The organism is Pseudomonas alcaligenes (genome assembly GCF_041729615.1).
In the GTDB taxonomy this organism is placed as follows: Bacteria; Pseudomonadota; Gammaproteobacteria; order Pseudomonadales; family Pseudomonadaceae; genus Aquipseudomonas; species Aquipseudomonas alcaligenes_B.
Genome location: NZ_CP154874.1, coordinates 946,437 through 968,363, shown reverse-complemented (window position 1 = coordinate 968,363; position 21,927 = coordinate 946,437). Strand labels below are relative to the sequence as shown.

Annotated in this window: 22 protein-coding genes and 1 pseudogene; 11 read left to right on the top strand and 12 right to left on the bottom strand. The window is 67.6% G+C overall.

Features of this window, described 5'->3' with window-relative positions; translation table 11 throughout:
* Positions 1-95: 95 nt before the first annotated feature.
* Together AAG092_RS04640 and AAG092_RS04635 are read left to right on the top strand one after the other, a co-directional pair.
* Positions 96-1,733 (top strand): AMP-binding protein, encoded by a 1,638-nt coding sequence (locus tag AAG092_RS04640; protein WP_373388742.1) that lies wholly within the window; start codon positions 96-98, stop codon positions 1,731-1,733.
* A gap of 2 nt (positions 1,734-1,735) precedes the next feature.
* Entirely contained in the window at positions 1,736-2,911 is a 1,176-nt protein-coding gene (locus AAG092_RS04635; protein ID WP_373388741.1) for a CaiB/BaiF CoA transferase family protein, read from the top strand.
* 32 nt (positions 2,912-2,943) lie between these two features.
* On the opposite strand, the pseudogene AAG092_RS04630 reads toward AAG092_RS04635, so the two are convergent.
* Positions 2,944-3,436: pseudogene (locus tag AAG092_RS04630) on the bottom strand (Lrp/AsnC family transcriptional regulator).
* A gap of 200 nt (positions 3,437-3,636) precedes the next feature.
* On the opposite strand from AAG092_RS04630, the gene AAG092_RS04625 reads away from it, so the two are divergent.
* Positions 3,637-4,257 (top strand): LysE family translocator, encoded by a 621-nt coding sequence (locus AAG092_RS04625; protein ID WP_373388740.1) that lies wholly within the window; start codon positions 3,637-3,639, stop codon positions 4,255-4,257.
* A 19-nt stretch (positions 4,258-4,276) separates the two neighbouring features.
* Here AAG092_RS04625 and AAG092_RS04620 read toward each other — a convergent pair whose 3' ends face one another.
* The 6 genes from AAG092_RS04620 to AAG092_RS04595 form a co-directional block, all read right to left on the bottom strand.
* Complete coding sequence (locus tag AAG092_RS04620; protein WP_373388739.1) at positions 4,277-5,605, bottom strand: ATP-binding protein; 1,329 nt, start codon at positions 5,603-5,605, stop codon at positions 4,277-4,279.
* 54 nt (positions 5,606-5,659) lie between these two features.
* Positions 5,660-6,109, bottom strand: coding sequence for a Spy/CpxP family protein refolding chaperone (locus AAG092_RS04615; protein ID WP_373388737.1), 450 nt, complete (start codon positions 6,107-6,109; stop codon positions 5,660-5,662).
* A 244-nt stretch (positions 6,110-6,353) separates the two neighbouring features.
* On the bottom strand, positions 6,354-7,031 hold the full coding sequence (locus tag AAG092_RS04610; RefSeq protein WP_110681892.1) for a response regulator transcription factor: 678 nt from the start codon (positions 7,029-7,031) through the stop codon (positions 6,354-6,356).
* Positions 7,032-7,058: 27 nt separating this feature from the next.
* Complete coding sequence (locus AAG092_RS04605; RefSeq protein WP_373388736.1) at positions 7,059-7,469, bottom strand: hypothetical protein; 411 nt, start codon at positions 7,467-7,469, stop codon at positions 7,059-7,061.
* Between the two features lie 51 nt (positions 7,470-7,520).
* Entirely contained in the window at positions 7,521-7,820 is a 300-nt protein-coding gene (locus AAG092_RS04600) for a YciI family protein (protein WP_373388735.1), read from the bottom strand.
* A 1-nt stretch (position 7,821) separates the two neighbouring features.
* The gene (locus AAG092_RS04595; RefSeq protein WP_373388734.1) at positions 7,822-8,412 is read right to left on the bottom strand and encodes a septation protein A; all 591 of its coding nucleotides are present in this window, start codon (positions 8,410-8,412) and stop codon (positions 7,822-7,824) included.
* A gap of 65 nt (positions 8,413-8,477) precedes the next feature.
* Here AAG092_RS04595 and AAG092_RS04590 point away from each other — a divergent pair, with 65 nt between their 5' ends.
* From AAG092_RS04590 to rluB, 6 genes are all read left to right on the top strand, one after another.
* Complete coding sequence (locus tag AAG092_RS04590; RefSeq protein ID WP_373388733.1) at positions 8,478-9,338, top strand: PHP domain-containing protein; 861 nt, start codon at positions 8,478-8,480, stop codon at positions 9,336-9,338.
* A gap of 13 nt (positions 9,339-9,351) precedes the next feature.
* Entirely contained in the window at positions 9,352-9,984 is a 633-nt protein-coding gene (locus AAG092_RS04585; protein ID WP_110681897.1) for an L-threonylcarbamoyladenylate synthase, read from the top strand.
* Between the two features lie 110 nt (positions 9,985-10,094).
* Complete coding sequence (locus tag AAG092_RS04580; protein ID WP_373389557.1) at positions 10,095-10,793, top strand: ScpA family protein; 699 nt, start codon at positions 10,095-10,097, stop codon at positions 10,791-10,793.
* The gene (gene scpB / locus AAG092_RS04575; RefSeq protein WP_373388732.1) at positions 10,794-11,582 is read left to right on the top strand and encodes an SMC-Scp complex subunit ScpB; all 789 of its coding nucleotides are present in this window, start codon (positions 10,794-10,796) and stop codon (positions 11,580-11,582) included.
* 77 nt (positions 11,583-11,659) lie between these two features.
* Entirely contained in the window at positions 11,660-11,845 is a 186-nt protein-coding gene (locus AAG092_RS04570; RefSeq protein WP_110681900.1) for a DUF1289 domain-containing protein, read from the top strand.
* A 92-nt stretch (positions 11,846-11,937) separates the two neighbouring features.
* Positions 11,938-13,080, top strand: a complete 1,143-nt coding sequence (rluB, locus tag AAG092_RS04565) for a 23S rRNA pseudouridine(2605) synthase RluB (RefSeq protein ID WP_373388731.1) — start codon at positions 11,938-11,940, stop codon at positions 13,078-13,080.
* Between the two features lie 54 nt (positions 13,081-13,134).
* On the opposite strand, the gene AAG092_RS04560 is transcribed toward rluB, so the two are convergent.
* From AAG092_RS04560 to AAG092_RS04540, 5 genes are all read right to left on the bottom strand, one after another.
* A complete protein-coding gene (locus AAG092_RS04560) occupies positions 13,135-14,061 on the bottom strand; it encodes a GGDEF domain-containing protein (RefSeq protein ID WP_373388730.1) in 927 nt (308 codons plus the stop codon).
* A 199-nt stretch (positions 14,062-14,260) separates the two neighbouring features.
* The gene (locus AAG092_RS04555) at positions 14,261-15,001 is read right to left on the bottom strand and encodes a YciK family oxidoreductase (protein ID WP_373388729.1); all 741 of its coding nucleotides are present in this window, start codon (positions 14,999-15,001) and stop codon (positions 14,261-14,263) included.
* 31 nt (positions 15,002-15,032) lie between these two features.
* Positions 15,033-15,704: an N-acetylmuramic acid 6-phosphate phosphatase MupP gene (gene mupP / locus AAG092_RS04550; protein WP_373388728.1), complete on the bottom strand. Its 672-nt coding sequence runs from the start codon at positions 15,702-15,704 to the stop codon at positions 15,033-15,035.
* 5 nt (positions 15,705-15,709) lie between these two features.
* Positions 15,710-16,408 (bottom strand): bifunctional 2-polyprenyl-6-hydroxyphenol methylase/3-demethylubiquinol 3-O-methyltransferase UbiG, encoded by a 699-nt coding sequence (gene ubiG, locus AAG092_RS04545; protein ID WP_110681905.1) that lies wholly within the window; start codon positions 16,406-16,408, stop codon positions 15,710-15,712.
* Positions 16,409-16,420: 12 nt separating this feature from the next.
* Positions 16,421-17,755, bottom strand: coding sequence for a TRZ/ATZ family hydrolase (locus tag AAG092_RS04540; protein WP_373388727.1), 1,335 nt, complete (start codon positions 17,753-17,755; stop codon positions 16,421-16,423).
* Positions 17,756-17,858: 103 nt separating this feature from the next.
* Here AAG092_RS04540 and mtnA point away from each other — a divergent pair, with 103 nt between their 5' ends.
* Both mtnA and gyrA read left to right on the top strand, forming a co-directional pair.
* On the top strand, positions 17,859-18,935 hold the full coding sequence (mtnA, locus tag AAG092_RS04535; RefSeq protein WP_373388726.1) for an S-methyl-5-thioribose-1-phosphate isomerase: 1,077 nt from the start codon (positions 17,859-17,861) through the stop codon (positions 18,933-18,935).
* A gap of 213 nt (positions 18,936-19,148) precedes the next feature.
* Positions 19,149-21,917: a DNA gyrase subunit A gene (gene gyrA / locus AAG092_RS04530; protein ID WP_373388725.1), complete on the top strand. Its 2,769-nt coding sequence runs from the start codon at positions 19,149-19,151 to the stop codon at positions 21,915-21,917.
* The last annotated feature ends 10 nt before the right edge of the window (positions 21,918-21,927 follow it).

Sequence of the window (21,927 nt, the reverse complement as noted above, 5' to 3'; positions counted from 1 at the left end):
ATCGCGCCGAGCGCTTGGGTCATTGAGGGGCGGCGAGGGCGGGTCTACCTTGAGCGAGCCCGGCGGGGCAGATAACAACAAGAAGGGACGCCCGCATGACCGAACAACTGCCGCTAGAACGTTTCCAGCACTGGTGCGAGCGCACGCCCGAGCGGGTCTGGCTGCGCCAGCCGGTGGCCGGCGCCTGGCATGACTTCACCTGGCGCCAGGTCGACGACCAGGCACGGCGCCTGGCCACCGGCCTGCAGGTCCTGGGCTGCGCGCCAGGCGACCGGGTGGCGATCCTGGCGAAGAACTGCGCCGAGTGGTTCATCAGCGACCTGGCCATCATGATGGCCGGGCTGATCAGTGTGCCGCTCTATCCGCTGCAGACCGCCGAGAGCATTGCCTACGTGCTGGAGCATGCCGAGTGCCGGGCGATCATCCTCGGCAAGCTGGACGAACCGGACAAGCTGGAGGGGGCCATCGGCGCGCAGGTGGCGCGCATCGCCATGCCCTATCCGACCCTGCGCGCCGACTACCAGTGGCACCAGCTGCAGGCCCATGCGCCGTTGCAGCAGGTGCACCGGCAGCAGGGTGACGAGCTGCTCAGCATCCTCTACACCTCCGGTACCACCGGCCAGCCCAAGGGCGTGATGCTGTCGGCGCGGGCCATGGCCTTCTCCGCCGCCAACGCCTGCGCCGAGATGAAGATCGGCGAGCGCGACCAGTTCTTCTCCTACCTGCCGCTGTCGCACGCCGCCGAGCGCTTCCTGGTGCAGATGAACAGCCTCTACGCCGGCGCCGCGGTGGCCTTCGTCGAATCGCTGGAGACCTTCGCCGCCGACCTGCAGCACGTGCGCCCGACCGTGTTCTTCTCGGTGCCGCGGTTGTGGACGCGCTTCCAGCAGGGCGTGCTGGAACGCCTGCCGCAACGCAAGCTGGACCTGCTGCTGCGCCTGCCGCTGCTCGGCAGCCTGGTGGCGCGCAGGATTCGTCGTGGCCTGGGCCTGGACCGGGCGCGCATCCTGGTGTCCGGCGCCGCCGCGATTTCCCCGGGGCTGCTGGAGTGGTACCGGCGCATCGGCCTGACCATCTGCGAGGGCTACGGCATGACCGAGAACTTCGCCTACGGTTGCTTCAACCGCCCAGGGCAAGTGCGCTTCGGCACGGTCGGGCGGCCCATGCCCTTCCTCGAAATGCGCCTGGCCGACAGCGGCGAGGTGCTGTTCCGCAGCCCGACCCTGATGCAGGGTTACTACCGTGAGCCGCAGCTGAGTGCCCAGGCCCTGGAAGGGGGCTGGCTGCACACCGGCGACAAGGGCGAGGTGGATGCCGACGGCTACCTGCGCATCACCGGGCGGGTCAAGGACATCTTCAAGACCAGCAAGGGCAAGTACGTGGCGCCGGCGCCGATCGAGGGCGAGATCGCCAAGAACACCTGGGTCGAGCAGGTCTGCCTGATGGGCAGCAACCGCGACCAGCCGCTGGCGCTGATCGACCTGTCGCCAGCGGCCCGCGCCCAGGCCCGCGAGCAGATTGCCGCCGACCTGCTGGTGACCCTGGAGCGCCTCAATGCTGCGCTGCCGGCTCACGAGCGTCTGAGCCATCTGCTGCTGGTGAGCGAGAGCTGGACCGTGGACAACGGCAGCCTGACGCCGACCCTGAAAATCCGCCGCAACGTGCTGGAGGCCCGCTACGCCGAGTGGGTCGCCCGCCTGCCGCATCAACCTGCTGTTCACTGGGAAGACTGAATATGAAAGGCCCGCTGTCCTCGCTGAAAGTCCTCGACTTCTCCACCCTGCTGCCGGGGCCCTTCGCCTCGCTGCTGCTGGCCGACCTGGGTGCCGAGGTGCTGCGCATCGAATCGCCGACGCGCATGGACCTGGTACGCGTGCTGCCGCCGCATGTCGACGGCGTATCCGCCAGCCATGCCTACCTCAACCGCAACAAGCGCTCGCTGGCGCTGGACCTGAAGAAGCCCGAAGCACTGGAAGTGGTGCGCCGCCTGGTGGCCGAGTACGACATCGTGCTGGAGCAGTTCCGCCCCGGGGTGATGGACAAGCTCGGCCTCGGCTACGAGGCGCTGAAGGCGATCAATCCGCGGCTGATCTATGTCTCCATCACCGGCTACGGCCAGACCGGGCCGTACAAGGACCGCGCCGGCCACGACCTCAACTACCTGGCGCTGAGCGGCCTCGCCAGCTACACCGGGCGCCGCGACAGCGGCCCGCTGCCGCTCGGCATGCAGGTGGCGGACATCGCCGGCGGCTCGCTGCACGGGGTGATCGGCCTGCTCGCCGCGGTGATTGCCCGGCACAGCACGGGGCAGGGCCAGCACGTCGACATCAGCATGACCGACTGCGCCTTCAGCCTGCACGCCATGGCTGGTGCCGGTTTCCTCGCTGCCGGCCAGGAGCCGGACATGGAGAACCAGGCGCTCAACGGTGGCAGCTTCTACGACTACTACCGCACCCGCGACGGCCGCTGGCTGTCGGTGGGCAGCCTGGAGCCGCAATTCATGCAGCAGTTCTGCGCCGCCATCGGCCGCCCGGAGCTGGCCGCCCTGGGCCTGTCGCCCAAGGATCAGAAGGCGCTCAAGCGCGAGATCGAGATCGAGATCGAGAAGCACGATCTGGCCGAGTGGCAGCAGCGTTTCGCCGCCCTGGATGCTTGCGTCGAGCCGGTGCTCAAACTGTCCGAGGCGGTCGAGCACCCGCAGCTCAAGGCCCGTGGCGTGGTCACCGAAGTACCGCGTGAGGGCAGGGCGGCGCAGCGCCAGCTGGCCTGCCCGATCCGTTTCTCGCAGGGGCTGGAGTCACCCCGGCATATCGGCAGCGCCCTCGGCGCGCACAGCCTGGAGGTGTTGCGCGAGCTGGGCTACGACGAGGCGCAGATCGCCGCGCTACAGGCCGCCAAGGCGCTCGGCTAGCTGCCCGGCGCCGTTTCGGTGCCTGGCGGCCGTCATGCCGCGCCGCTGGACGGGCGCTTGATCGGGAACGCGACGAAGGGCTTGATTTCCTTGAGCACGAACATGCTCTGCATTTCCTTGATGCCGGGTAGCTGGCGCACGACTGTCATCGCAAAGTCGGCAAAGCAATCCAGGTCGCGTGCCACTACCTGCAACAGGAAGTCGGCGTCGCCGCCGATGCTGTAGCAGGCGACGACATCCTCCAGGCGCATGACTTCCTCCTCGAACTTCTGGGCCTCGGCCTTGCTGTGGCTGTCGATGCTGATGCGGATGAACACCATGACGCCCAGGCCGATCTTGCGCCGATCCAGCACGGCCCGGTAACCCTGGATGAAGCGGTGTTCCTCCAGCTGGCGGACCCTGCGCCAGCAGGGTGAGGGCCGACATGCCGAGGTGCTCGGCCAGGGTCTGATTGGTCATGCGGCCATCCTGCTGCAGGGCGGCCAGGATGCGGGCGTCGGTAGCCGTCAAATCGTGATCGGTCATAAATACCCCTGGGCTGTATCTATGTGAAATTTCCTGCCCTTTCTAATCGATTCGGAAGCCTAAGTAGAGAAGTTTTTCCCGGTCTGGAGGGTTAGAGTTTTCCCGTTCTCCTGGGGCGGCGACCATACCGCCCGTCGAGAGAGCTCTGCGCGCGCAGGCCGAGGTTTGCCGCAGTCGACCATCTTCTCGAGGGCCACAGCGTGCTCGATCTGACCCAACTCATGACTTATGCGCTGTCTTTGCTGATTGCGGCGATAGTGCCCGGCCCCGGCATGGCGGCGCTGGTCGCCCGCAGCGTGGGCGGCGGGGCGGCTGCGGGAACCTGCCTGCTGCTCGGCTTGATCCTGGGCGACCTGATCTACCTGTCGTTCGCCGTCTTCGGCCTGGCGCTGATCGCCGAGCATTTCGACCTGCTGTTCCAGTTGGTGCGCTGGGGGGCTGCTCTCTACCTGGGCTACCTGGCCTGGCTTTTCTGGTGCGCCGATCACCAGGAGATCGTGGTGGGACGGCCGGCGCATAGCCAGGAGCTGCTGTCCGCCGCCCTATCGGGGCTGACCATTACCCTGGGCAACCCGAAAACCATCGCCTTCTACCTGGCGCTGGTGCCCCTGGCCATCGACCTGAACAGCGTTTCCCTCGGCACCTGGGCATTGGTACTGGTGCCGCTTACCGTGGCGGTACTGCTGGTGGTGGGGGCGGTGTTCATTCTCGCGGCGGTGCGCATCCGCCACATGCTCTCGAGCCCGCGCGCCCAGCAGCACCTGTTCCGCGGGGCGGCCACGGTGATGCTGGGGGCGGCCCTGTCCATGCTGGTACGCTGAGCCAGGGGCCAGGACCGCCTCACTGCTGCTGTGTCAGCGGCAGTTCCAGGGTGGCGATGAAGCCGCCCTCCGGGTGGTTGTCCAGCAGCAGGCGGCCGCCATGGCGCTCGGCGGCGCGGCGCGCGATGGCCAGGCCCAGGCCGTGGCCGGCGGCGTCCTGGTTGGGCGCGCGGTAGAAGGGTTCACCCAGCCGCGCCAGCACCTCCTGTGGGGCGCCGGGGCCATGGTCGCGCACGCTGATGCGCAGCTGGCCGTCCTGCTGCTGCACCGTCACTTCGATGGGCTGGCCCGGCGGGTTGAAGCGCAGGGCGTTGCGCAGCAAGTTGTCTAGCGCGCGGCCGAGCATGTCCGGCCAGCCCGCGAGCGGCAGGGGGCGGCTGTCCATGCGGATCTGCAGGCGCTGGGCGGGGGCGGCCAGGGCGGCGTCGGCCTGCAGGCCGTCGAGCAGCTGGCGCAGGTCGATCGGGCGCGCGGCCCCGGGGTCGGCGTCCAGGCGGGCGAGGGCAAGAATCTCGCCGATCAGCGCCTCCAGGCGATCGCATTCCTGGGTCAGGCGGCCCCACAGCTTGTCCCGTTCGCCCGGCTCGGCGCGTTCGGCCAGGGCCAGGGCCACGCGCAGGCGTGCCAGCGGCGAGCGCAGTTCGTGGGAGACGTCGCGCAGCAGCTGGCGCTGGCTGCCGATCAGGTCTTGCAGGCGCGCGCCCATGCGGTTGAAGTCGCGGGCCAGCACGCCGAACTCGTCGCCGCGCGCGGCCAGCCTGGCCAGGCTGTGCTGCTGGTAGGCGGTCTGCCCGAGGTCGTGCACGGCGCCGCGCAGGCGGCCGAGCGGGCGGGTGATGGAGAAGGTCAGCAGCAGGCTGATGGCGGTCAGCACCACCAGGGCGATGCCGAGGGCACTGAGTGGCCAGAACAGGCTGTCGCGGTGCCAGGCCATCATCTCCGGATGGGGGATGCGGTAGATGAACAGGTAGGTCTCGCCCGAGGCCGGGCTCTGGTATTCCTCGGTGATGCGCCGCCAGGGCAGGCGTTGCGGGTTGTCCTGGCGTGCCTCGAAGGCGGCCGCGCGTGGCGGAAAGGTGCCGTAGACCAGGGCCTGGCCATTGTCGTTGAGCACCTGGACGTTGACCCGGAAGCGCCGCTTGCGCTTTTCCAGGAACTGCTGGGCGGCCTCGGGGCCGTCGCGCTCGTAGAGCTGGGTCCAGAGTTCGGGCAAGTCCTTGAGGGCCGGGTGGCGGCCGAGCACCCAGGCGTCCTGGTCCAGCGCGCGGCCCAGCAGCAGCGACAGGCCGGCGACCAGGGCCACCGCCAGCCAGAAGCTGGCGAAGATGCGCCAGAACAGTGAACGCATGGAGGCTCCTTGAAACGGTGGGCCCGGCACTGCGCCGGGCCCGATTGCCGGATATTACTCGGCTTTTTGTGCTTTCTCGGCCTTCCAGGCCTCGAATTCCGCGCGTTCGGCGCGACGTTTCGCCATCTCGGCCTTGTGCGCGTCGAAGGTCTTCTGCTGCTCCGGGGTGAGGATGGCGCGGATGGCCTTGTCATGCTCCAGGCGCGCGGTTTCCAGCTCCTGCTTGAGGGCGTCCTGGTCGGCCTTGGGCAGCTTGTCCAGATACTTCTGGGTGATCTCGCGGGGATCGCCCTTGCGCTCGCGCATCAGCTTGCCCATCTGCTCGCGCTGTTCGGCGCTGAGGTCGAGGTCGAGGTCCTTGAACATCCGCATGCCGTGGCCGCGGTGCTCGCCGTGCATGGCCTTGCTGCAGGGGCCGTGCTCGCCAGGGGCGCCTTCGGGCATGGCCAGGGCGAGGGTCGGCAGGCTGGCGGCGAGCAGCAGGGCGGTGAGGGTCTTGCGCATGATCTGTCTCCTTGTCTCGAAACCGGTGGTTTACCGGATGAGCCCAGTCTAGGGAGGGCAAGGTCAGGCGCGGTCAGGGGAGGGTAAAGGCTGGGTAAAGCCGAACCTGCCCGGAAGCCTGCTGCGCGTCAGGCATGCTGCGTTAAAACTGTGTTCAGAACGCTCATTTACCTCGCGTAAATTGCGCCTCTTCACCCAGTTTTGCCTTGCATGCCTGCAGCTCGCGATGCTTCTGAGCTGGTTCTCAGGGCGCGTAGTAGTAGCCACGGCTGCGCAGGGCGACGATGCGCGGGCGGCCGTCGGGGTGCGGACCGAGCTTCTTGCGCAGGTTGCTGACGTGCATGTCCAGGCTACGGTCGTAGAGGGTCAGCTTGCGACCCAGCGCCAGCTGGGCCAGGGCCTGCTTGTCCAGCGGTTCGCCGGGTTGCTGCAGCAGGGCCTCGAGGATGCGGCCCTCGGACAGGGTCAGGGCGATCTCGTGCTCGCCGAGGTTGGCCACGCCGCGCTGCGGGCTGTAGCTGAGGTCGCCCAGCTCCAGGCGCGAGGAGCTGGCGACCGGCTGGCTGCGGCGCAGCACGGCGCGCAGGCGGGCGGTCAGCTCGCGCGGGTCGCAGGGCTTGGCCAGGTAGTCGTCGGCACCCAGCTCCAGGCCAAGGATGCGGTCCAGCGGCTCGCCGCGCGCCGAGAGCATCAGCACCGGCAGTTCGGCGTGCTCGCTGCGCAGCTGCTTGAGCAGCTCCAGGCCGCTGCCGTCGGGCAGCATCACGTCGAGTATCACTGCCGCCGGGCTCTGCCCGGCCAGGGCCGCGCGGGCGCTGACACCGTCATGGCAGGCGCGCACGGCGAAACCTTCCTGCTGCAGCCAGCTGGCCAAGAGCTCGCAGAGCTCAGTGTCGTCGTCGATCAGCAGCAGGTCGGTCATGGCGGTTTCGGCGGCTCAGGGTCGCGCTCAGACCCACTCGCTGCGCCTTTTGTTCCGCCCGCCGGCGCTCAGGCGGCCGACGATGAAGGCGATCAGCGCGCTGCCGGCGCCGATGGCGTACCACAGCTGCTGTTCGCTGAGCAGGCGCGGCGGTTGCTCGGCCTGGGCCTGCTTGAGCTGCAGCTTGAGGCGCTGGTTGTCCTGGCGCAGACGGCTGATCTGCGCCGCCTCGCGCTCGCCGCCCTGCAGTTCACCGAGCTGGCGCTGACTCTCGGCCAGTTGCTGCTGCAAGGCGGCGATCTGTGCGGCGCCGTCGCTGCTCGGTGCCGTGGCTGCGGCAGGTACCGGATTGAGGGCCAGCGGCTGGGACTCTTCCGCGTGCAGGGCGGGGATGACGCAGAGGGTGGTGAGCAACAGGTAGAGCGGGCCTTGGCGCATGGGGAACTCCGTTGTGCGAATTATTGTTATGGGCCTGCGTCGTGGGTCGGATCAGGGCATTACCTGCTTGAAGGGTTTGACCAGCACGCTGGCGTAGACGCCGGCGGCACGGTAGGGGTCGGCGTCGGCCCAGCTCTGGGCGGCGGCGAGGGACTCGAACTCGGCGACGATCAGGCTGCCGGAGAAGCCGGCCGGACCGGGGTCGTTGCTGTCGATGGCAGGATGCGGGCCGGCCAGCACCAGGCGGCCTTCGGCTTTCAGTTGCTCCAGGCGGGCCAGGTGGGCTGGGCGGGTGGCCAGGCGCTTGTCCAGGGACTCGGGGGCATCGCTGGCGATGATGGCGTAGAGCATGTCAGTCCTTGCTTTGCTGGGGGGCGTCGTCGTGGATGTGGCGCGCCAGGTAGACGCCCTGGGCGATCAGGAACAGCACGGTCATGCCGAGGCTGCCGAAGACTTTGAAGTCGACCCAGATGTCGTGGAAGGTGAAGGCGACGAACAGGTTGGCGCAGCCGCTGAAGACGAAGAAGGCGATCCAGGCCAGGTTCAGGCGGACCCAGATCGGCTGCGGCAGCTGCACCGCATGGCCCATGATGCGCTGGATCAGCACCTTGTCGCCGATGAAGTGGGTGGCGGCGAAGCCGGCGGCGAACAGCCAGTTGACCACCGGCGCCTTCCACTTGAGGAAGGTCTCGCTGTGGAAAGCCAGGGTCATGCCGCCGAACACCAGGCAGGCCAGCAGGGTCAGCCACTGGCCCTTTTCCAGCTTGCGCTGGAGCAGGAGCAGCACGCCGTAGACCACCACCGAACTGGCGATCAGCACGGCGGTGGCGCTGAAGATACCGCCCAGCTCGAAGCTCTGGCCGGCCAGTTCGACGTTGCGCGGATCGAGTTTGTAGACGATGAAGAACAAGATGAGCGGGATGAAATCGATGAATTGTTTCACGGCGGCAGCCAGAAGCGGGATGTGGCGGCATAATAACAAACAACCCCGTTAACGAAAGACGCGCCATGAAGGTCGACCTGCACTGCCACAGCACCGCTTCCGACGGCGTTCTGCCGCCCGCCGAGGTGGTTGCGCGCGCCCATGGGCGCGGCGTCGAGCTGCTGGCGCTGACCGACCACGACACCCTCGAGGGCCTGGACGAGGCGCGCGCCGCCGCTGCCGGCCTGGGTCTGCGCCTGGTCAACGGCATCGAGCTGTCCTGCACTTGGGGCGGAGCGACCATCCATGTGCTCGGCTATGCCTTCGCCAGCGAGGCGCCGGCCTTGCAGCAGGCCATCGCCGAGCTGCACCAGGGCCGCTGGCTGCGCGCCGAGGAAATCGCCAGGCGCCTGGCAGCCAAGGGCATGCCCGGTGCCCTGGAGGGGGCCCGCGAAGTCCAGCAGGGCCTGGGCGACAGCGGCAACGCGCCGGCGCGGCCGCACTTCGCCGAGTTCCTGGTGCGCGCCGGGCATGTGCGCGACCACGCCGAGGCGTTCCGCAAGTGGCTGGGCTCGGGCAAGCTGGGCGACGTCAAGCAGCACTGGCCGACCCTGGAACAGGCGGTCGGCACGCTGAAGACGGCCGGCGCCTGGATCAGCCTGGCGCATCCCTGGCAGTACGATTTCACCCGCAGCAAGCGCCGCCGTCTGGTGGCCGACTTCATCGCCGCGGGGGGGCACGCATTAGAAGTGGTGAACGGCCTGCAGCCGGCCGAGCAGGTCGGCGGCTTGGCCATCCTGGCCCGCGAATTCGGCATGCTGGCGAGCGCCGGCAGCGACTTCCATGCCCCGGGCGACTGGTCCGAGCTGGGCATGTACCGCCCGTTGCCGGACGATCTGTCTCCTCTCTGGGAGCGCTTCGACCATGCACGCGCTACTACCGCCTGAACAGGGAACGTCAATGAGCCAGTTCTTCCAGGTCCACCCGGAAAACCCGCAGCCGCGCCTGATCAAGCAGGCGGTGGAAATCCTTCGCAACGGCGGGGTGATCGTCTACCCGACCGACTCCTCCTACGCCATCGGCTGCCTGATCGGCGACAAGGGCGCGGTGGAGCGCATCCGCCGCCTGCGCCAGCTGGACGACAAGCACAACTTCACCCTGGTGTGCAGCGACCTGTCGCAGATCGGCCTGTTCGCCAAGGTCGATACCGGCGCCTTCCGTCTGCTCAAGGCGCACACGCCGGGGCCCTACACCTTCATCCTCGGCGCCACCCGCGAAGTGCCGCGCATGCTGCTGCACCCCAAGCGCCGCACCATCGGCCTGCGGGTGCCGGCGCACCCCATCGCCCTGGCCCTGGCCGAGGCCCTGGGCGAGCCGCTGATGAGCGTGAGCCTGATCCTGCCCGGCGCAGACCTGCCGATGAGCGACCCCTACGAGATGCGCCAGGTCCTCGAACACCAGGTCGACCTGATCATCGACGGCGGCTACGGTGGCCTGGAGGCTTCCACCGTGATCAACCTGGCCGAGGGCGAGCCCGAGGTGATCCGCGTCGGCTGCGGCGACCCGACGCCGTTCCAGGGGGACGCGGCGTGAGCGAGCAGCTCGACAGCCAGGCCGGCGCCCAGCAGGAATTACCTTTTGCTCTGGTCTACGGTCAGGCCGTCACCGAGCTGCCGCTGGACCTGTATATCCCGCCGGATGCCCTGGAGGTCTTCCTCGAAGCCTTCGAGGGCCCGCTCGACCTGCTGCTGTACCTGATCCGCAAGCAGAACATCGACATCCTCGACATCCCGGTGGCCGAGATCACCAAGCAGTACATGGGCTATGTCGAACTGATGAAATCGGTGCGCCTGGAGCTGGCCGCCGAGTACCTGGTGATGGCCGCCATGCTGGCCGAGATCAAGTCGCGCATGCTGCTGCCGCGCTCGGCCGAAGCTGAGGAAGAGGAGGACGACCCGCGCGCCGAGCTGATCCGCCGTCTGCAGGAGTACGAGCGCTACAAGGCTGCCGCCGAGGGCCTGGACGAACTGCCGCGGGTCGGCCGCGACCTCAGCGTGCCGCGCCTGGACGCCCCCGAGGCACGGGCGCGCAAGCTGTTGCCGGAGGTCAGCCTGGAGGAAGTGCTGCTGTCCATGGCCGAGGTGCTGCGCCGCGCCGACATGTTCGAGAGCCACCAGGTGACGCGCGAGGCACTGTCCACCCGCGAGCGCATGAGCGAGGTGCTGGAGCGCCTCAAGGGCAATGGTTTCGTGCCGTTCGTCACGCTGTTTACTGTGGAGGAGGGCCGTCTCGGGGTGGTCGTCACCTTCATGGCGGTGCTCGAACTGATCAAGGAACAACTGGTGGAACTGGTGCAGAATGAGCCCTTCGCGCCCATCCACGTCCGTGCCAGAGCCGAATAGATGAACCTGAACGACCCCAAGGAACTCGCCTCCCTGCTCGAAGCCTGGCTGCTGGCCCTGGGTCGGCCGCTCTCGCTGGAACGCCTGGGTGAGCTGTTCGAGGAAGGCGAGCGGCCGGAGCCGGCGCAGCTCCGCGAGGCGTTGGAGGTGCTGCGCCAATCCTGCGAGGGGCGCGCCTTCGAACTCAAGGAAGTGGCCAGCGGCTACCGCCTGCAGGTGCGCGAGAAGTTCGCCCCCTGGGTCGGCCGCCTCTGGGAGGAGCGCCCGCAGCGCTACTCGCGGGCCATGCTGGAGACCCTGGCGCTGATCGCCTATCGCCAGCCGATCACCCGTGGCGAGATTGAGGACATCCGCGGCGTGGCGGTCAACAGCCAGATCATCAAGACCCTTCAGGAACGTGACTGGATTCGCGTGGTCGGCTACCGCGATGTACCGGGCAGGCCGGCCATGCTGGCCACCACCAAGGCGTTCCTCGATTACTTCAACCTCAAGAGCCTGGAAGAGTTGCCACCGCTGGCGGCCCTGCGCGAACTGGAGCCGGAGCCGATGCTGGCGCTGGACGACGACCTGCAGGTGCCATCTGGTCTGCAGGCGCGGGTGGATGCCGAGCTGGGTGAGGCGGAAGTGCCGGCCGAGCCGCGCGAGGAAACCAGCTTCCGCAGCCTGCTGGTCGAGCTGGACCAGATGGAGCAGGGCCTGAAGACCGATTTCAGTGATCTGCCGCAGTCTGCCGACGACGCGGAAGAAGAGCAGGGCGAGACGCTGGATAGCAGCGATTCCCTGCATTGAGGGGATTGAGACTTTCAATTCCGAGCTGAGGCCCTCTCGGCCTAAGCTGGCCGCGCCTTCCCCGAGCGGTTGTCCTCATGAGCAAGAATCCCTGCATCAATATCTGTGAGTTCGAGGCCGACATCTGTGTCGGCTGTGGCCGCAGCAAGCGCGAGATCAAGGCCTGGAAGAAGCTCGGCAAGGCCGAGCGCCTGGTGTTGCTGGCCGAGGCCGATCTGCGCCTGCTGGCGCTGGCGGCGACCGGGCGGCGCAAGCACCGCTGAGCGGTCTATAGTCAGTCAGCCGTGCGTGCGGGCGGCGATCCGCGTATGATGCGCGACCTTTTTCATCCTCAGTTACACCGGGAGGTGCCCAGATGAGCGAATCCGAATTCGAACCTCGTCCCAGCGGCGAGAAGCTGCAGAAAGTCCTGGCCCGTGCCGGCCTCGGCTCGCGTCGCGACATCGAGCAGTGGATCACCGATGGTCGGGTCAAGGTCAATGGCGCCATCGCCAACCTTGGCGCCCGTGTCGAGCCGCGCGATGCCATCAGTGTCGATGGCCAGTTGCTCAGACGCGAAGACGCCCAGGTGGTACGCCGCGTACTGATCTACAACAAGCCGGAAGGCGAGATCTGCACCCGCGACGACCCGGAAGGCCGCCCGACCGTATTCGATCGCCTGCCGCGACCGAAAGAAGGGCGCTGGATCAACATCGGCCGCCTGGACATCAACACCACCGGCCTGCTGCTGTTTACCACCGACGGCGAACTGGCCAACCGCCTGATGCACCCCTCCTACGAGATGGACCGCGAGTACGCCGTGCGCGTGCGTGGCGAGGTCACCGAGGAGATGATCGAGCAGCTCAAGGCTGGCGTGATGCTGGAAGACGGCCCGGCCAAGTTCACCGACATCAAGGAAGCGCCCGGCGGCGACGGCCTCAACCACTGGTTCCACTGCGTGGTGATGGAAGGCCGCAACCGCGAGGTGCGCCGCCTGTGGGAGTCCCAGGGCGTGGTGGTCAGCCGCCTCAAGCGCGTGCGCTTCGGCCCGGTGTTCATGACCTCCGACCTGCCCATGGGGCGCTGGCGCGAGATGGGCCAGCGCGAGGTGGACATCCTCAGCGAGGAGGTTGGCCTCAAGCCGGTGGCCCTGCCGGCGATGAAGGAGAAGATGCGCGAGAAGCTTGACCGCCTGCAGCGCAAGGCGGCCAAGCCGCTGGCCCGCGGCGAGCGGCCCAAGCGCGTGCTGCGTCCGGCCGAAGGCGAGGTTGCCGAGGCGCCCCGTGCGCCCCGTGGCGAGGGCGCCGAGCGTGCGCCGCGCAAGCCGGCTGGCGAGCGCCGCGAAGGTGGCCGTGGGACGCCGGTGGCCGAGCGGCCGTCCGAGGTGAACAAGAAGCGCGCCCCGCGCCCGGCGGTGGAACTGGCCGATCGGCCGGCGCGCAAGCCTCGCCCGGTCGCACCGGGCAAGCGCCCGCCGAGCGGCGATGGCCAGCGCCCCGGCTTTGGCCGCAAGCGCTGATCGGCGGCAATGAAAAAGGGGCTCCACGGAGCCCCTTTTTGCTGCCCGGCCTTATCAGCCGGCCATGGACAGGCGGTTGCGCCCCTCGCGCTTGGACACATAGAGCGCATTGTCGGCGCGGCGCTGCAGGCTTTCCGCCGTCTCGCCCGGCAGCAGGGTGGCGCAACCCAGGCTGATGGACAGCTCCAGGGCGCGGCCTTCTTCGAGGTATTGCAGGCCGAGCACGGCCAGACGCAGGCGTTCGCCGACCATCTGCGCCGCCTCGCGACTGGTGTTGGACAGCAGCACGAGGAACTCCTCGCCACCGTAGCGGAACACCATGTCGATGTTGCGCAGGCTGTTCTTCAGTGCGCTGGCCACGGCCTTCAGCACTTCGTCGCCGGTAGCATGGCCGAAGCGATCGTTGATCGATTTGAAGTGGTCGATGTCGAGCATCAGCACCGACAGCGGCTGCTGGCTGCGGCGGGCCAGTTCGATCTCGCGCTGCAGGGCCTGGTTCATGGCGATGCGGTTGCCGGTGTCGGTCAGCGGGTCGCGCAATGCGCTCTGCAGGGCGGAGCGGTAGAGCAGGGCATTGCGCAGCGGGAACAGCAGGCTGGCCAGCAGCGACTCCAGCTGGCCCAGTTCGTCGTCACTGAAGCGCTGGCTGCGGCGGAAGATCAGCTCGCCCAGGTACTCGCCCTCGTGGCTCAGGCGGTAGCCGGCCGAATGATTGGCGCGCTCACCCAGTTCGATGCGCAGGTCGCAGGCAGCCAGCTGGTAGCTCAGGCAGTCGAGCGGGACCAGGCGCTGCACTTCCTGGAAGAACAGGCCGAGGATGCGGTCGACTTCCAGGGAGGTCTGCAGCTGCAGGCTCAGCTGCTGGCGTAGCTGCGCCAGGCTGACCGGCTTCACGGCCCGACTGTTGCGCGCCGCATAGCCCAGGCGCTGCAGCTTGGCGGCATCGAAGTCGATCGTATTGGACGGGGTGTGTGGAGCCATGGAACTCAACCTCTGGCGCTGGGCGCGTTGATGGGAGAGGTAAAGCGAGTTCCGTGCCAATGAGATTTAACTTATTTAAATCAGATAGTTACGTTTATTTTTGGCGAGGGTTCGGCAAATTCTTGCCGGTTCCTTGGCGGCGATGCTGGCAATCTGATGCCGTTATGTGGGTGTCCGCCGGAAAACCGGCGGCAGGTCCTCACTGGGCGTCGAATGCCTGGCCGTTGACGTCCCGGCTGTCCGGGCCCATCAGGTACAGATAGACCGGCATGATGGCTTCCGGCAGCGGGTTGTTCGCTGGATTCTCCCCGGGGTAGGCCTGGGCGCGCATGCCGGTGCGGGTGGCGCCCGGGTTGACGCTGTTGGCACGTACGTTGGCGATGCCGTCTACCTCATCGGCCAATACCTGCATCAGGCCCTCGGTGGCGAACTTGGACACCGCGTAGGCACCCCAGTAAGCGCGGCCCTTGCGCCCGACGCTGCTGGAGGTGAACAGCACCGAGGCGTCCTCGGAGAGCTTGAGCAATGGCAGCAGGGTGCTGGTCAGCATGAACATGGCGTTGACGTTGACCTGCATGACGCGCATGAAGTTGTCGCCGGACAGCTGTTCCAGCGGCGTGCGCGGCCCGACGATGGCGGCGTTGTGCAGCAGGCCGTCGAGGCGGCCGAACTCGGCCTCCACGGTGGCGGCCAGCTCGTCGTACTGGTGCGGCAGGGCGGTTTCCAGATTGAAGGGGATCACCACCGGTTGCGGGTGGCCGGCGGCCTCGATCTGGTCATACACCTGGTTGAGGTTTTCCTCGCTCTTGCCCAGCAGCAGCAGGGTGGCGCCGTGGGCGGCATAGGCCTTGGCGGCGGCGGCACCGATGCCGCGGCCGGCACCGGTGACCAGGATGACGCGACCCTGGAGCAGGTCGGGGCGGGCGCTGTAGTCGAACATGGGGCGGGATCTCGTTGTTGCGTGAATCGGATCAGCAGCTGCACAGGGCGCGGTCGAGCACGGCGCGCAGCTCCAGGGGATGGTCCACCACCACGTCGGCGCCCCAGTGGCGCGGGTTGTCCTCGGGGTGGATGTAGCCGTAGGTGACGGCAGCGGTCTTGCAGCCGGCGGCGCGGCCGGCCTCGATGTCGCGGGCATCGTCGCCGACGAACAGCACCTCGGCGGGGGGTATGCCCATCTGCTCGCAGGCCAGCAGGAGCATATCCGGCGCCGGCTTGCTGCGCGGCACGTGGTCCGGGCAGACCAGTGTCGCCGAGCGCCCGGCCAGCTCGAGCCGTTGCATGATCGGCTCGGCGAAGCACACCGGCTTGTTGGTGGCCACGCCCCACTTGAGGTGCGCCGCCTCGATGTCGGCGAGCAGCTCGGGCATGCCGGCGAACGGCTTGCTCAGCACTGCGCAGTGCTCCTGGTAGCGCTCGAGGAACTCCAGGCGCAGGGCTTCGAAGCCTTCGGCGCCAACCTCCAGGCCGAAGGTGGCGGACACCATGGCGCGGGCGCCACCGGAGACCACGTCGCGGATCAGTTGCGCGTCCATTGGCGGCAGGTCGCGCGCGGCGCGCATGGCCTGGCACACGGCGACGAAGTCGGGGGCGGTATCCAGCAGGGTGCCGTCCATGTCGAAGAGTACTGCTCGCAGGGCCATGCGCCTCAGTCCTCGCGCAGGGTCTGGATCATGTAGTTGACGTCGACGTCCGCCTCCAGCTTGTAGCGTTTGGTCAGCGGGTTGTAGGTCAGGCCGATGATGTCACGCACCTCGAAGCCGGCCTGGCGACACCAGGCGCCGAGTTCGGACGGGCGGATGAACTTGCGGAAATCGTGAGTGCCGCGTGGCAGCAGGCGCAGCACGTACTCGGCACCGACGATGGCGAACAGGTAGGCCTTGGGGTTGCGGTTGATGGTGGAGAAGAACACCTGGCCACCGGGCTTGACCAGCTTGTGGCAGGCGCGGATCACCGAGGACGGGTCGGGCACGTGCTCGAGCATCTCCAGGCAGGTGACCACGTCGAACTGGCCAGGCATCTCCTCGGCCAGGGCCTCGGCGGTGATCTGCCGGTACTCCACCTCTACGCCGGACTCCAGCTGGTGCAGCTGGGCCACGGCCAGCGGCGCCTCGCCCATGTCGATGCCGGTAACCGTGGCCCCGCGCTGGGCCATGGACTCGCTGAGGATGCCGCCGCCGCAGCCGACGTCGAGCACCTTCTTGCCGGCCAGGCCGACGCGCTCGTCGATCCAGTTGACCCGTAGCGGGTTGATGTCGTGCAGCGGCTTGAACTCGCTCTCGCGGTCCCACCAGCGGTGGGCGAGAGCCTCGAATTTGGCGATTTCGGCGTGGTCGACGTTGCTCATGCGGACTTTCCTTTAAATCGAATGCTTGCCAGCAATGCGCGCGCCCCAGGCGCGGGCATTGGTGATGATGTTTTCTTCATCGAGACGTGTCAGTCGGCCGTCGTCGAGCAGCTGCTTGCCGCCGACCCAGAGGTGCTTGGCGCAGCTGCGGCTGCCGGCGTAGATCAGTTGCGACACCGGGTCGTAGACCGGCTGCTGGGCCAGGCCGGAGAGGTCGAAGGCGGCCAGGTCGGCCAGCTTGCCCGGCTCCAGCGAGCCGGTGTCCTCGTCCAGACCGAGGGCGCGGGCGCCGTTGAGGGTGGCCATGCGCAGCGCGGCGTGGGCATTCAGGGCGGTGGCGCTGCCGGCCACGGCCTTGGCGAGCAGGGCGGCGGTGCGGGTCTCGCCGAGCAGGTCGAGATCGTTGTTGCTGGCCGCGCCATCGGTGCCGACGGCTACGTTGACGCCAGCCTGCCAGAGTTTTTCCACCGGGCAGAAGCCGCTGGCCAGCTTGAGGTTGGACTCGGGGCAGTGGATCACGCTGCTGTTGCTTTCCACCAGCAGCTCTACGTCTGCCTCGTCGATCTGGGTCATGTGCACGGCCTGGAAGCGCGGGCCGAGCAGGCCCAGGCCCGCCAGTCGCTGCAGCGGGCGCATGCCGTGCAGCTCCAGGCTTTGCTGCACCTCGAAGGCGGTCTCGTGGACGTGCATGTGGATGCCGGCGTCCAGCTCCTCGGCCAGCATCAGTACCTGCTGCAGCTTGTCGTCGCTGACCGAGTAGGGCGCGTGGGGGCCGAAGGCGACCTTGATCCGCGGGTGCTGCTTGAGGTCGTCGAACAGGCGCAGGCCCTTGCGCAGGGCCTCCTCGGCATCACGCGCGCCGGGGGTGGGGAAGTCCAGCACCGGGATGGTCAGCTGGGCGCGGATGCCACTCTTGTGCACCAGCTCGCTGGCCACTTCCGGGAAGAAGTACATGTCGGAGAAGCAGCCGATGCCACCCTTGAGCTGCTCGGCGATGGCCAGTTCGGTGCCGTCGCGCACGAAGTTCTCGTCGACCCACTGGGCCTCGGCGGGCCAGATATGGTCCTGCAGCCAGCTCATCAGCGGCAGGTCGTCGGCCAGGCCGCGGAACAGAGTCATGGCCGCGTGGCCGTGGGCGTTGACCAGGCTTGGGGTGAGTACGCAGCCCGGCAGTTCGCGCACCTCCTTGACCGGGTGGCGCAGGGCCTCGGCGCGCGGGGCGAGCAGGGCGATGCGGCCATCGCGGATGCCCAGGCCGTAGTCGCGCAGTACCACGCCGGCGGGCTCGACCGGCACCAGCCAGCTGGGCAGGAGCAGCAGGTCGAGCGGCTGGCGCGGTTCGGGCATGGCATTTATCCGGGCAATAAAAAGGTGGCGGCAGTATAACTGAGCCACGGCGGGGCCGGCTCGCTATAATCCGCGGCTTTTCGTTTCATCTTGTGGGGATGTCATGCGCGACGAACTGTTGGCAGCGGAGAAGGTAAAGGCCATCGAGTGGCGCGACGGCATATTGTTCCTGCTGGACCAACGCCTGTTGCCAGGCGAGGAAACCTGGCTGGCCCATGACTCGGCCGCCGGCGTGGCCGAGGCCATCCGCAGCATGGTGGTGCGTGGTGCGCCGGCCATCGGCATCGCCGCCGCCTTCGGCCTGGTGCTGGGCGCGCGGGCGCGTCTGGCCGCCGCCGGCGACTGGCAGGCGGCGCTGGAGGAGGACTTCCGGATGCTGGCCGAGTCGCGGCCGACCGCGGTCAACCTGTTCTGGGCCCTGGATCGCATGCGCGAGCGCCTGCAGCGGCTGAAGGCGGGCGAGGATGCCCTGGCGGCGCTGGAGGCCGAGGCGGTCGGCATCTTCGACAGCGACCGCGAGGCCAACCTGACCATGGCCCAGCTCGGCCTGGAGCTGATCCGCAAACACCAGAACACTCCGCAGAAGCTGCTCACCCATTGCAATACCGGGGCCCTGGCCACTGGCGGCTTCGGTACCGCGCTGGGGGTGATCCGTGCCGCCCACCTGGCCGGGCTGGTCGAGCGGGTGTTCGCCGACGAGACCCGGCCCTGGCTGCAGGGCTCGCGCCTGACTGCCTGGGAGTTGGCCGGCGAGGGCGTGCCGGTAAGCCTGAACGCCGACTCCGCCGCCGCGCACCTGATGAAGACCGAGGGCATCACCTGGGTGATCGTCGGTGCCGACCGCATCACCGCCAATGGCGACGTGGCCAACAAGATCGGCACCTACCAGCTGGCGGTCAACGCCATGCACCACGGCGTGCGCTTCATGGTGGTGGCGCCCAGCTCGACCATCGACATGAACCTGGAAGACGGCGAGGACATCCCGATCGAGGAGCGCGACGGCCGCGAGCTGCTGGAGGTCGGCGGTCAGCGCATCGCCGCCGAGGTGCATGCGGTCAATCCGGTGTTCGACGTGACGCCGGCCGACCTGATCGACGCGATCGTCACCGAAAAAGGGGTGGTAGAGCGGCCAGATGCGGCGAAAATGGCGCAACTCATGTGCCGCAAGCGCCTGCACTGAGCCCGCCCGGCGGGGTAGGTCTGCACCGGTGACTGTGGTAAGCTCCGGCAGTTTTCGGGCGGCTCCGTGCGGGCCGCTCCATTTGCGCCAATAACCGACTTAACTCGTTGATTTGTCGTGAGTCGCTGCCACGCAGGGGCGGCCACGGCGGACTCCGGTCAGGCCCAGGAAGGGTGCGACGGGGTTTCACCAGAATAAGGAACCAGGCTTCTCATGGGCGAACTGGCCAAAGAAATCCTCCCGGTCAATATCGAAGACGAGCTGAAACAGTCCTACCTCGACTACGCCATGAGCGTGATCGTCGGGCGTGCGCTGCCGGATGCGCGCGACGGTCTCAAGCCGGTGCACCGTCGTGTGCTCTACGCCATGAGCGAGCTGGGCAACGACTGGAACAAGGCCTACAAGAAGTCCGCCCGTGTGGTCGGTGACGTGATCGGTAAGTACCACCCGCACGGCGACACCGCGGTGTACGACACCATCGTGCGCATGGCCCAGCCTTTCTCCCTGCGCTACATGCTGGTCGACGGCCAGGGCAACTTCGGTTCGGTGGACGGCGACAACGCCGCGGCCATGCGTTACACCGAAGTACGTATGGCCAAGCTGGCCCACGAGCTGCTGGCCGACCTGGACAAGGAAACCGTCGACTGGGTGCCCAACTACGACGGCACCGAGCAGATTCCGGCGGTCATGCCGACCAAGATCCCCAACCTGCTGGTCAACGGATCAAGCGGTATCGCCGTGGGCATGGCGACCAACATCCCGCCGCACAACCTGTCCGAGGTGATCGACGGCTGCCTGGCGCTGATCGACAACCCCGAGCTGACCGTCGACGAGCTGATGCAGTACATCCCCGGTCCGGACTTCCCGACCGCGGGCATCATCAACGGCCGCGCCGGCATCATCGAGGCCTACCGCACCGGCCGCGGGCGCATCTACATGCGTGCCCGCGCCACCGTCGAGGACATGGAGAAGGGCGGCAGCCGCCAGCAGATCATCGTCACCGAGCTGCCCTACCAGCTGAACAAGGCGCGCCTGATCGAGAAGATCGCCGAGCTGGTCAAAGAGAAGAAGATCGAAGGCATCACCGAGCTGCGCGACGAGTCCGACAAGGACGGCATGCGCGTGGTCATCGAGCTGCGCCGTGGCGAAGTCGGCGAGGTGGTGCTGAACAACCTCTACGCCCAGACCCAGATGCAGAGCGTGTTCGGCATCAACGTGGTGGCCCTGGTCGACGGCCAGCCGCGCACGCTGAACCTCAAGGACATGCTCGAAGTGTTCGTCCGTCATCGCCGCGAAGTGGTGACCCGCCGCACCGTCTACGAGCTGCGCAAGGCGCGCGAGCGTGGCCACATCCTTGAGGGCCAGGCCGTCGCTCTGTCCAACATCGACCCGGTGATCGAGCTGATCAAGACCTCGCCGACCCCGGCCGAGGCCAAGGAGCGCCTGATCGCCACCGCCTGGGAGTCCAGCGCCGTGGAGGCCATGGTCGAGCGCGCCGGCGCCGATTCCTGCCGTCCGGAAGACCTGGAACCGCAGTACGGCCTGCGCGAGGGCAAGTACTACCTGTCGCCCGAACAGGCCCAGGCCATCCTCGAGCTGCGCCTGCACCGCCTGACCGGCCTGGAACACGAGAAGCTGCTGGCCGAGTACCAGGAAATCCTCACCCAGATCGGCGAGCTGATCCGCATCCTGACCAACCCCGAGCGCCTGATGGAAGTCATCCGCGAGGAGCTGGAGAAGGTCAAGGCCGAGTTCGGCGATGCCCGTCGCACCGAGATCATGGCCTCGCAGATGGACCTGACCATCGCCGACCTGATCACCGAGGAAGAGCGCGTCGTCACCATCTCCCACGGCGGCTACGCCAAGAGCCAGCCGCTGGCCGCCTATCAGGCCCAGCGTCGTGGCGGCAAGGGCAAGTCGGCCACCGGGGTGAAGGACGAGGACTACATCGAGCACCTGCTGGTCGCCAACAGCCACGCCACCCTGCTGCTGTTCTCCAGCAAGGGCAAGGTCTACTGGCTGCGTACCTTCGAGATTCCCGAGGCCTCGCGCGCCGCCCGTGGGCGTCCGCTGGTCAACCTGCTGCCGCTGGACGAGGGTGAGCGCATCACCGCCATGCTGCAGATCGACCTGGAGGCCGTGCGCGCCCGCTTCGCCGACGAGGAGAGCGAGGACGACGACGTGGTTGCCGAGCAGGTCGCCGAGGTGGTCGAGGCGGAAGACGCCGAAGAAGGCGACGACGCCGACTTCAGCCAGGACGAGCCGACCGGTGCCTATATCTTCATGGCCACCGCCTACGGCACCGTGAAGAAGACCCCGCTGATCCAGTTCACCAAGCCGCGCTCCAACGGCCTGATCGCCCTGAAGCTCGAAGAGGGCGACTCGCTGATCGCCGCCGCCATCACCGACGGCTCGAAGGACGTAATGATGTTCTCCGACGCCGGCAAGGTGATCCGCTTCAAGGAGAGCAAAGTGCGCATCATGGGGCGCCTGGCCCGCGGCGTGCGCGGCATGCGTCTGGCCGATGGGCAGCGCATCATCTCCATGCTCATCCCGGAGGCCGGTGCGCAGATTCTTACCGCCTCCGCGCGCGGCTACGGCAAGCGCACCCCGCTGGCCGACTATCCGCGCCGCGGCCGTGGTGGCCAGGGCGTGATCGCCATGGTGATCAACGAGCGTAATGGCAAGTTGGTCGGTGCCGTGCAGGTGCTGGATGGCGAGGAGATCATGCTGATCTCCGACCAAGGCACCCTGGTGCGTACCCGGGTCGATGAGGTCCGTGGTGCGGGCCGTAACACCCAGGGCGTGATCCTGATCAAGCTGGCCGAGGACGAGACCCTGGTCGGCCTGGAGCGCGTGCAGGAGCCCTCCGGCGGCGACGAAGGCGAGCTGGAAGCGCTGGAAGGCGAAATCGTCGAGCAGAACGAAGAAACGGTGACCGAGGCCGAAGAAGGCGCGGAGACCGGTAACAGCGAAGAGTGAGAGAGTCGAA

Coding starts and splice junctions, on each gene's coding strand:
- AAG092_RS04640 (WP_373388742.1), top strand. CDS start 96: ATGACCGAACAACTGCCGCTAGAACGTTTCCAGCACTGGTGCGAGCGC.
- AAG092_RS04635 (WP_373388741.1), top strand. CDS start 1,736: ATGAAAGGCCCGCTGTCCTCGCTGAAAGTCCTCGACTTCTCCACCCTG.
- AAG092_RS04620 (WP_373388739.1), bottom strand. CDS start 5,605: ATGCGTTCACTGTTCTGGCGCATCTTCGCCAGCTTCTGGCTGGCGGTG.
- AAG092_RS04615 (WP_373388737.1), bottom strand. CDS start 6,109: ATGCGCAAGACCCTCACCGCCCTGCTGCTCGCCGCCAGCCTGCCGACC.
- AAG092_RS04610 (WP_110681892.1), bottom strand. CDS start 7,031: ATGACCGACCTGCTGCTGATCGACGACGACACTGAGCTCTGCGAGCTC.
- AAG092_RS04605 (WP_373388736.1), bottom strand. CDS start 7,469: ATGCGCCAAGGCCCGCTCTACCTGTTGCTCACCACCCTCTGCGTCATC.
- AAG092_RS04600 (WP_373388735.1), bottom strand. CDS start 7,820: ATGCTCTACGCCATCATCGCCAGCGATGCCCCCGAGTCCCTGGACAAG.
- AAG092_RS04590 (WP_373388733.1), top strand. CDS start 8,478: ATGAAGGTCGACCTGCACTGCCACAGCACCGCTTCCGACGGCGTTCTG.
- AAG092_RS04585 (WP_110681897.1), top strand. CDS start 9,352: ATGAGCCAGTTCTTCCAGGTCCACCCGGAAAACCCGCAGCCGCGCCTG.
- scpB (WP_373388732.1), top strand. CDS start 10,794: ATGAACCTGAACGACCCCAAGGAACTCGCCTCCCTGCTCGAAGCCTGG.
- AAG092_RS04570 (WP_110681900.1), top strand. CDS start 11,660: ATGAGCAAGAATCCCTGCATCAATATCTGTGAGTTCGAGGCCGACATC.
- rluB (WP_373388731.1), top strand. CDS start 11,938: ATGAGCGAATCCGAATTCGAACCTCGTCCCAGCGGCGAGAAGCTGCAG.
- AAG092_RS04560 (WP_373388730.1), bottom strand. CDS start 14,061: ATGGCTCCACACACCCCGTCCAATACGATCGACTTCGATGCCGCCAAG.
- AAG092_RS04555 (WP_373388729.1), bottom strand. CDS start 15,001: ATGTTCGACTACAGCGCCCGCCCCGACCTGCTCCAGGGTCGCGTCATC.
- mupP (WP_373388728.1), bottom strand. CDS start 15,704: ATGGCCCTGCGAGCAGTACTCTTCGACATGGACGGCACCCTGCTGGAT.
- ubiG (WP_110681905.1), bottom strand. CDS start 16,408: ATGAGCAACGTCGACCACGCCGAAATCGCCAAATTCGAGGCTCTCGCC.
- AAG092_RS04540 (WP_373388727.1), bottom strand. CDS start 17,755: ATGCCCGAACCGCGCCAGCCGCTCGACCTGCTGCTCCTGCCCAGCTGG.
- mtnA (WP_373388726.1), top strand. CDS start 17,859: ATGCGCGACGAACTGTTGGCAGCGGAGAAGGTAAAGGCCATCGAGTGG.
- gyrA (WP_373388725.1), top strand. CDS start 19,149: ATGGGCGAACTGGCCAAAGAAATCCTCCCGGTCAATATCGAAGACGAG.